General features: G+C 32.3%; 9 protein-coding genes. 7 read left to right on the top strand and 2 right to left on the bottom strand.

Annotated features, from left to right (window positions below; translation table 11 throughout):
* The first annotated feature begins 216 nt into the window (after positions 1-216).
* On the top strand, positions 217-699 hold the full coding sequence (locus BK137_RS21465; protein WP_038185868.1) for a DUF4367 domain-containing protein: 483 nt from the start codon (positions 217-219) through the stop codon (positions 697-699).
* A 659-nt stretch (positions 700-1,358) separates the two neighbouring features.
* Positions 1,359-1,808, top strand: a complete 450-nt coding sequence (locus tag BK137_RS21460) for a GNAT family N-acetyltransferase (RefSeq protein ID WP_038185865.1) — start codon at positions 1,359-1,361, stop codon at positions 1,806-1,808.
* An 80-nt stretch (positions 1,809-1,888) separates the two neighbouring features.
* Here BK137_RS21460 and BK137_RS21455 read toward each other — a convergent pair whose 3' ends face one another.
* The gene (locus BK137_RS21455) at positions 1,889-2,728 is read right to left on the bottom strand and encodes a tyrosine-type recombinase/integrase (RefSeq protein WP_038185862.1); all 840 of its coding nucleotides are present in this window, start codon (positions 2,726-2,728) and stop codon (positions 1,889-1,891) included.
* Positions 2,729-2,868: 140 nt separating this feature from the next.
* On the opposite strand from BK137_RS21455, the gene BK137_RS21450 reads away from it, so the two are divergent.
* From BK137_RS21450 to BK137_RS21435, 4 genes are all read left to right on the top strand, one after another.
* The gene (locus BK137_RS21450) at positions 2,869-3,426 is read left to right on the top strand and encodes a putative glycolipid-binding domain-containing protein (RefSeq protein WP_038185859.1); all 558 of its coding nucleotides are present in this window, start codon (positions 2,869-2,871) and stop codon (positions 3,424-3,426) included.
* A gap of 231 nt (positions 3,427-3,657) precedes the next feature.
* On the top strand, positions 3,658-4,002 hold the full coding sequence (locus BK137_RS21445; RefSeq protein ID WP_038185856.1) for a DUF6176 family protein: 345 nt from the start codon (positions 3,658-3,660) through the stop codon (positions 4,000-4,002).
* Between the two features lie 165 nt (positions 4,003-4,167).
* Positions 4,168-4,572, top strand: coding sequence for a hypothetical protein (locus BK137_RS22495; RefSeq protein ID WP_038185853.1), 405 nt, complete (start codon positions 4,168-4,170; stop codon positions 4,570-4,572).
* Between the two features lie 138 nt (positions 4,573-4,710).
* Entirely contained in the window at positions 4,711-5,262 is a 552-nt protein-coding gene (locus BK137_RS21435; protein WP_038185851.1) for a hypothetical protein, read from the top strand.
* A gap of 169 nt (positions 5,263-5,431) precedes the next feature.
* On the opposite strand, the gene BK137_RS22490 is transcribed toward BK137_RS21435, so the two are convergent.
* Positions 5,432-5,584 carry a hypothetical protein gene (locus BK137_RS22490; protein WP_155981192.1) on the bottom strand — a complete coding sequence of 51 codons (153 nt, stop codon included), beginning with the start codon at positions 5,582-5,584 and terminating at the stop codon, positions 5,432-5,434.
* A 333-nt stretch (positions 5,585-5,917) separates the two neighbouring features.
* Here BK137_RS22490 and BK137_RS21430 point away from each other — a divergent pair, with 333 nt between their 5' ends.
* Positions 5,918-6,160, top strand: coding sequence for a hypothetical protein (locus BK137_RS21430; RefSeq protein ID WP_038185848.1), 243 nt, complete (start codon positions 5,918-5,920; stop codon positions 6,158-6,160).
* Positions 6,161-6,539 lie beyond the last annotated feature (379 nt).

Raw genomic sequence — 6,539 nt, 5'->3', positions numbered from 1 at the left:
TGGGATTATGTTTTTAGTAGGACTTGTATTTTTTTGTTTTTGTGTTTATAAACTCCTTAAGAAATTTAACTAACGGGTGCTTTACTTGAAGATAATTGAGCTGCATATGCAGCTCTTTTTTCCTTTCTTGAACTAACGGAGCAGGTTATTTTAATAAAAAATGCCAGTTTGGATATACTATCTTTCATTAAAATTAATTAGAATCGAGGTAGTAAATTGGTAGTTCCATTTCGTTTATTCATTGCCTTAATACTTTTAATTAGTTATCCAATGATAATCGTGGCTAAAGAAATTAAGTATAATCACAATAGCATTACTATTCCAGAAATAAAGAAAAAAGTTGACTTTACTATTTTAACTCCTAAAAAAATCCCCGATGATTGGACATTAGATACCAAAACATCTCCTTGGATAATGCTACATTATATGGATAGTAAGGATACAAAGCTGATGGTTGCTATTGATTTGAGAATAGCACATCCATTATCCGACGAAGATTTTCCGTATTCTCAGCAAGTTGATATAAACGGAAATAAGGGTTATTTTCAGGGGTGGGAAGATAATGGTAAAGTAGATAAAAACGGAGATACCATTACTGGTGGCTTACTTAGTTGGACGCAAGATGGAACGTATGTAGAAATGAGTAGTTCAAGATTACCGAAAGAAAGAATGTTAGATATTGCAAGATCAATGAATTAACGTTCTTCAATTAAAGGGGATGTCTTAGGGGTTTCTTTAAGAAGCTTTTAATTAGTTGCTGAACATGGTTAGGGATAAAAGTGATTCATGTTGTGGAAACTGCACATAGTGTAGATGAGAACTGGAGGAAGTATACGAATGGATAACTCTAAGGATAAAGCTCAACATTTTTTGCATTTTTTGGAACTAATTAAATTTACAATGAGTGAATGTCATTCTTCGCAAAATCTAATTTAACTATACTAAAACTATAGTGTTTAAAATGTGCTTAATCCCTTGATACAAAAGGGATAGGCGCTTTTTTTATTGTAACATATTGGAATGGAAAGTGTTATTAACAAAACTACAAACACACTTACAGGTGTTGCTCTTGATTATTTATTTGGATATGTAAGTAAATCACGATAAAGATTGTAAAAAAATGTACTTAAACTAACGGGGCAGTTTAGTTGAATAAGAAGGTTTTTTTGCGATTGTGTTGAATAAGTTAATATATGTAAATTGATCTGCAGAAGGGGTCCTTTACTACAAGTCTAGGGGGCACTTTTTTCTTGAACTAACGTGGCAGTTTAGTTTAATAAGAATCAATGATAAATTGATGAGAATTAATTATGCTATGGAGCTGGTCAGTTGTAATTTTATAAAGGAGTTGTGAGAAGTTGAAATATCGTAAAGCAAATGTCGATGATATTGATAAATTGGTCGAGTTAAGAAAAAAGCAATTAGTTGATGAGGGGATAGAACCTAATATAGATATTGATAGAGAACTATATGTTTTCTTTAAAAATAAACTAAGTGATGGTACTTTAATTCAATGGCTAGTAGAAGATAATGAAGAAATTATAGCTTGTGGTGCAGTAATTTTTTATGAATTTCCACCTTGTTACACCAATAAGACTGGAAAAAAGGCTTATATCACAAATATGTATACTAATGAAAATTATCGTGGGCAAGGAATCGCAACAAAGCTGTTAACTAAATTAGTTGATGAAGTTAAGATTTCAGGTATTTCACAAATCTGGCTTGGGGCTTCAAAAATGGGTAGACCAGTGTATAAGAAGTTTGGTTTTATGGAAACTGATGACTTTCTAGAATTAAATATTTTTTAATAATTAGTGAAATATTACACTTAAACTAACAGGTGCATTAGTAAAAAGGGCAACGTCATATATACGTTGCCCTTTATTATTTAAAAGTACCTTTGATAAAACTCTTTTCTATGTCTCCCGCTTAATTGAGCATAAATCCGAGTGGTTTCGCTTTTCTCATGCCCCATCAGACTTTGAATGACTTCAATAGGTGCACCATTGTTTAATAAATGAGTGGCGTAACTATGTCTGAGTTGATGTGGATGTATCTCTTTATTAATTCTTGCACGATTTGAGATTCGCTTGATGATATATCTCATTTGAGCGACGCTCATTCTATGAGGATGTCTTTCAGTCACGAAGATGGCTGGATCAGTGTCATTTCGAGTGTCAATATAGCGTTTAAGCCATATTTCGCTCCTTATATTAAAATAAACTTCCCTCTCCTTATCACCTTTTCCTCTTACGATCGCAGATCGATTGGACCAATTAATGTCGTTCTTTTCCAACGAAACAATTTCCCCAATTCGGCAACCTGTAGAGAACATAAACTCAAACATCGCTTTTTCCATTTCTGTATGACAAGCTTCACGAAGAAGTTCAATTTCCTTTTCAGATAAATACTTTGGTATTCGTTTTCCCACTTTAGGCTCTTTAATTTTGGAGGCGGGATTCATCTGTAGGTAACCTTCTTCATGAGACCAACGAAACAAAGACTTCATAAAACGAATTCTATGTGAAAGGCTAGATGGTTTTAAATGCTTCCCTGAAACCGAAAGATATTCTTTCAGTAGATTTGTTTCTATATTTGTTATTTCTATATCCTTAAAATATTTAATTAGTAATGATGCTTGGAGTCGATAAGCTTTCAATGTCTGTGGGGAAAAACCTTCAATTCGTTTGTCTGATTCAAATGCTTCCCATGCTTTTGAAAGTAACATTGTTTCTACCTCCTAAAAAGTTATTAATAAAAGGATTATTGCCAACTCTATTGAAATATAGACATATTGATATTTTACTAACGGGGCAGAATGGTAAAATAAGGTGATGATATAATATAAAAAATTATCGGAGGGATTTTGTGCAAGTTTATATATGGGAAAATATCGAGAATAAGGGGTTTGAATATCTGAAGGTTAAGACATATTCTAATAAAATAATTGTAACAAGTACAATTATTGATACTTTGGAAACTAATAAGATTGAATACGAAGTTACTTTAACAAATACTTGGAGTTTTCTTCAGCTAAAGCTAAAAAATGATAAATTAGAAAATGAACTCGTATTAAGTAGAGATAGTAATAACAAATGGATTGATGGCAAGTCTAGAGTGTTAGATCACTTGACTGGTGCAATTGATATTGATTTAACCTGTACACCTTTTACAAATACTCTTCCTATTAATAGATGTAATTGGACAAAAGACGAACCTAAAAACTTTGAGATGGCCTATATAGATGCAAACAATTTAAGTGTAAAGAAATCTAAACAAACTTATACATTAATCAATGATGATTTAACCAAAAAAGTATTCAAATACAGTAGTGGTTCTTTTGAATCAGATATATTAGTGAAAGACGATGGTTTTGTTTTAGAATACCCAATGTACTTTAAGCTTTTATCAAATATTAGTAGATAGTGATATTCAACTAACGGGTGCTTTACTTGAAGATCATTGAGTTGCATATGCAGCTCTTTTTTCTTTATTGAACTAACGGGTGCTTTACTTGAAGATCATTGAGTTGCATATGCAGCTCTTTTTTCTTTATTGAACTAACGGGGCAGGTTAGTTGAAGAAGAAAATAAAACAAAATATGTTAAAATGTAGAAGGATTAATGTGGATTAAAAAATAGAAAGGAACGAAGTACAGTGAATATTGAGTGCACGCGATATCGAGTGAAACAAGGTAAAACAGAAAAAGTAAATGAGTGGTTGGCTTTCTTGAATGAAAATATTGAAGATGTACTAGTTACCCTTGAAGGCGAGAGAATGTACGTTGAAACGATTTTTCGAGAAGTTTTAAGTGGTGAAGAATATTTGTATTGGTATGCTGTTCAAGGGACAGGTGGAATTGATGTCGATGAATCAGAACATTGGATTGATAAAAAACACATTGAATACTGGGATGAATGTATTGATGAATCCTTTAAACCTGTAGATTTACAAACTGAGGTAGTGATGATTCCTGAAAAAGTACGAAATTCTATGAAGTAAGCACTTCTTTAACTAACGGGGAGCGTTGATCCAAGATGGATTAACGCTTTTTTTGTTGAACTTATTGTACTAACGGCAACCGTACTATCGAAGCTTTTTAAATGTTGGACATAGTATATCCAAAAACTCACACAATAAAGAATGAAAAAAGGAGGTTCTATTTATATGTTGAAATCTGTTTTTAAAGGAGTACTACTTTTCTTTACTATAGCTTTATCGTGTTCAATAGTTGTCAATGCGGAAAAACAAGAACAAGGGGAAAAAGACAATGGAACCGTAGTTTACCATATAAAATACGACTATGATGCAATATCTAATTTTTTGGGAATGAGTCGTGATGAATATGAACAACATTGGAAAGAAGGGCTTTCTATTGCAGATATGGGAAAGACGCAGGGGATTTCAAGAAGGGATATAGAGGGCTACTTTGTAAGCCTTCACTATAGAGAGTTGCAAAAATGGAGAACTAAAGGCGTTCTTTTAGAAAAACATTATTTCGACATTGTCTATAGGTTAGCTGATGAAGTGGAGGATTTTATTGATCGCAATCCGAATCGTAAAATCAACTAACGGTCGCTTTGATAGAAGGTCGTTGAGCTGTTCAGACAGCTCTTTTTTTATTCAATTGAAGGGGCAATTTACTTGAATAAGGATAGTACGAATAGACATGGGTAAAATAATACAAAAAATTAATTAAGGGAGATTTAAATGAACAGGTTTATTCTACTTGTACTTATGTATACCGTGATTTGTGGAGTATTTAACGGAAAAGTATATGCAAGCTCTAACTGCCAACCTCGAACTATTGAAGAAAGTTATCTTGAAATTGGATATAAATCTGTCGATGCAGCTTTAAGAGATTTTGAACACCATTATAAACAGGATTTACAGCTACCATTAAGAGTCCCTCCTGTTGTCTTTACTCACGTATTTGCACGATCTTATAATGGAGACAGTGGTAGTGACCTTTTTGAAATGGAGTACATCAATGAGCAATCATCAGAGAACAGTTTCCTGACGATTGTAGGAGAAAAGGATAAATTCAAGATAACGGAAAAAGAATTGATAAAGGAATTTAGGCTCAAGGATGGAAACACTGCATACTTCTTGAGTATAAGAGGTCCAGACAGTGTAAGAGGTTCAAACTTATTGGTTTTTGAAAAAGATAATTTGCAATATAGGTTTAGTATAGATAAAAGAATATCCGATAAGATTACTCCTGAAATTTTAGTTCAGATAGCTAATTCTATTGATTATTGAATCGAATTAAAAATTTCGCTTATTCGACTAACGGGTGCTTTACTTGAAGTTCATTGAATTGCACAGGCAGCTCTTTTATTTCTTAGCTGTTTCAACAGGTAATGTATCTCAATCTCAAAAAGAGAAATTGAAGCACTAATTAAAGAGCAGGCAGAATATAATCAATCTTTTATCTATCTCCGATAAATGCGCCTATTGAGATAAGTACACCAACTACAATTATAATTAAAAGTGTTTCAATGAAATTCTTTTCTTTTTCTCGTTTTTCCGTTATTTGTTTTCGGTAAAGGTTTTGGATTTTCTTTTTATCTACTGACTTCATAGTATCACCTCTATATATAATAAATTTAATTATATGTAAGCGTACTATTTTTTGAAAAATTTATCTATTTTTTCAATTTTCCGAAGGAAGAAAAAGATGCCAACACCTGCACATTCAATTGAATGGTTTCTAATAGAAAAGCCAAAAAAATTTCACAAAAACTTGATGGAATTCTGGGAAGAAAAATGTGAATTGCAAAAATTGAGATAAACTCCTTCTTCAGCTAACGGGTGCTTTACTTGAAGATCATTGAGTTGCATATGCAGCTCTTTTTTTTATTGAACTAACGGGGCAGGTTAGTTGAAGAATAGAAAATTAAAGAAGGTGTTCAGAATGGAATATAGTTATGAGGAAATTCTTGAAGATTTAAGTATGGGGAGAGAGATTCAATTTATTTATAAAGATGAAACATTCTATATCGGTTGTGGGACGGGTCAATTCATGTTTTGGAAATTCAATAATTCTGCCAGTGAAATCATCGGGGAAAATGTTGAAGATTTAATTCGAAAAGTTAAGCTTGATGGGAAACTAATTAAGGAGTGTTGGCCCTTGATTAAGATTGATACTATTTTCTAGTCGTAATGGATAATTAGTTATTCAACTAACAGGTGCTTTACTTGAAGATCATTGAGTTGCATATGCAGCTCTATTTTCCTTTCTGGAACTAACGAGGCAGGTTAGTTGAACAATCGGGCCAGATTGTTATATAGAGAAATTTTTGACGTAGCATACTTTAGAATACTAAATTTCCGAAGACGAAAGTAGATTGTTGTAATAAAAATGACATTAAGTTAAACAGCGAATTATCATAATCTAGTATGATTCTAATCGATCATGCTTTTTATTTTGTAAATTTTTAAGGGAAATTTCATTTTAAGTGTTAACTTTTTTCGTTGTTAAAGGTCTTATAACTGAAAAGGAGGGGAGTAATGAGTGGGCATGATGAACTGTACAT

It is taken from the genome of Viridibacillus arenosi (genome assembly GCF_001955655.1).
Taxonomy (GTDB): domain Bacteria; phylum Bacillota; class Bacilli; order Bacillales_A; family Planococcaceae; genus Viridibacillus; species Viridibacillus arenosi.
The sequence above is the reverse complement of the archived record's forward strand: the minus strand, read 5'-3'. Positions and strand labels throughout refer to the sequence as shown.

Bases quoted from the DNA above. Each gene is read 5' to 3' on its own strand.
- BK137_RS21430 (WP_038185848.1), top strand. From the start codon at position 5,918: ATGGAATATAGTTATGAGGAAATTCTTGAAGATTTAAGTATGGGGAGA.
- BK137_RS22490 (WP_155981192.1), bottom strand. From the start codon at position 5,584: ATGAAGTCAGTAGATAAAAAGAAAATCCAAAACCTTTACCGAAAACAA.
- BK137_RS21435 (WP_038185851.1), top strand. From the start codon at position 4,711: ATGAACAGGTTTATTCTACTTGTACTTATGTATACCGTGATTTGTGGA.
- BK137_RS21455 (WP_038185862.1), bottom strand. From the start codon at position 2,728: ATGTTACTTTCAAAAGCATGGGAAGCATTTGAATCAGACAAACGAATT.
- BK137_RS22495 (WP_038185853.1), top strand. From the start codon at position 4,168: ATGTTGAAATCTGTTTTTAAAGGAGTACTACTTTTCTTTACTATAGCT.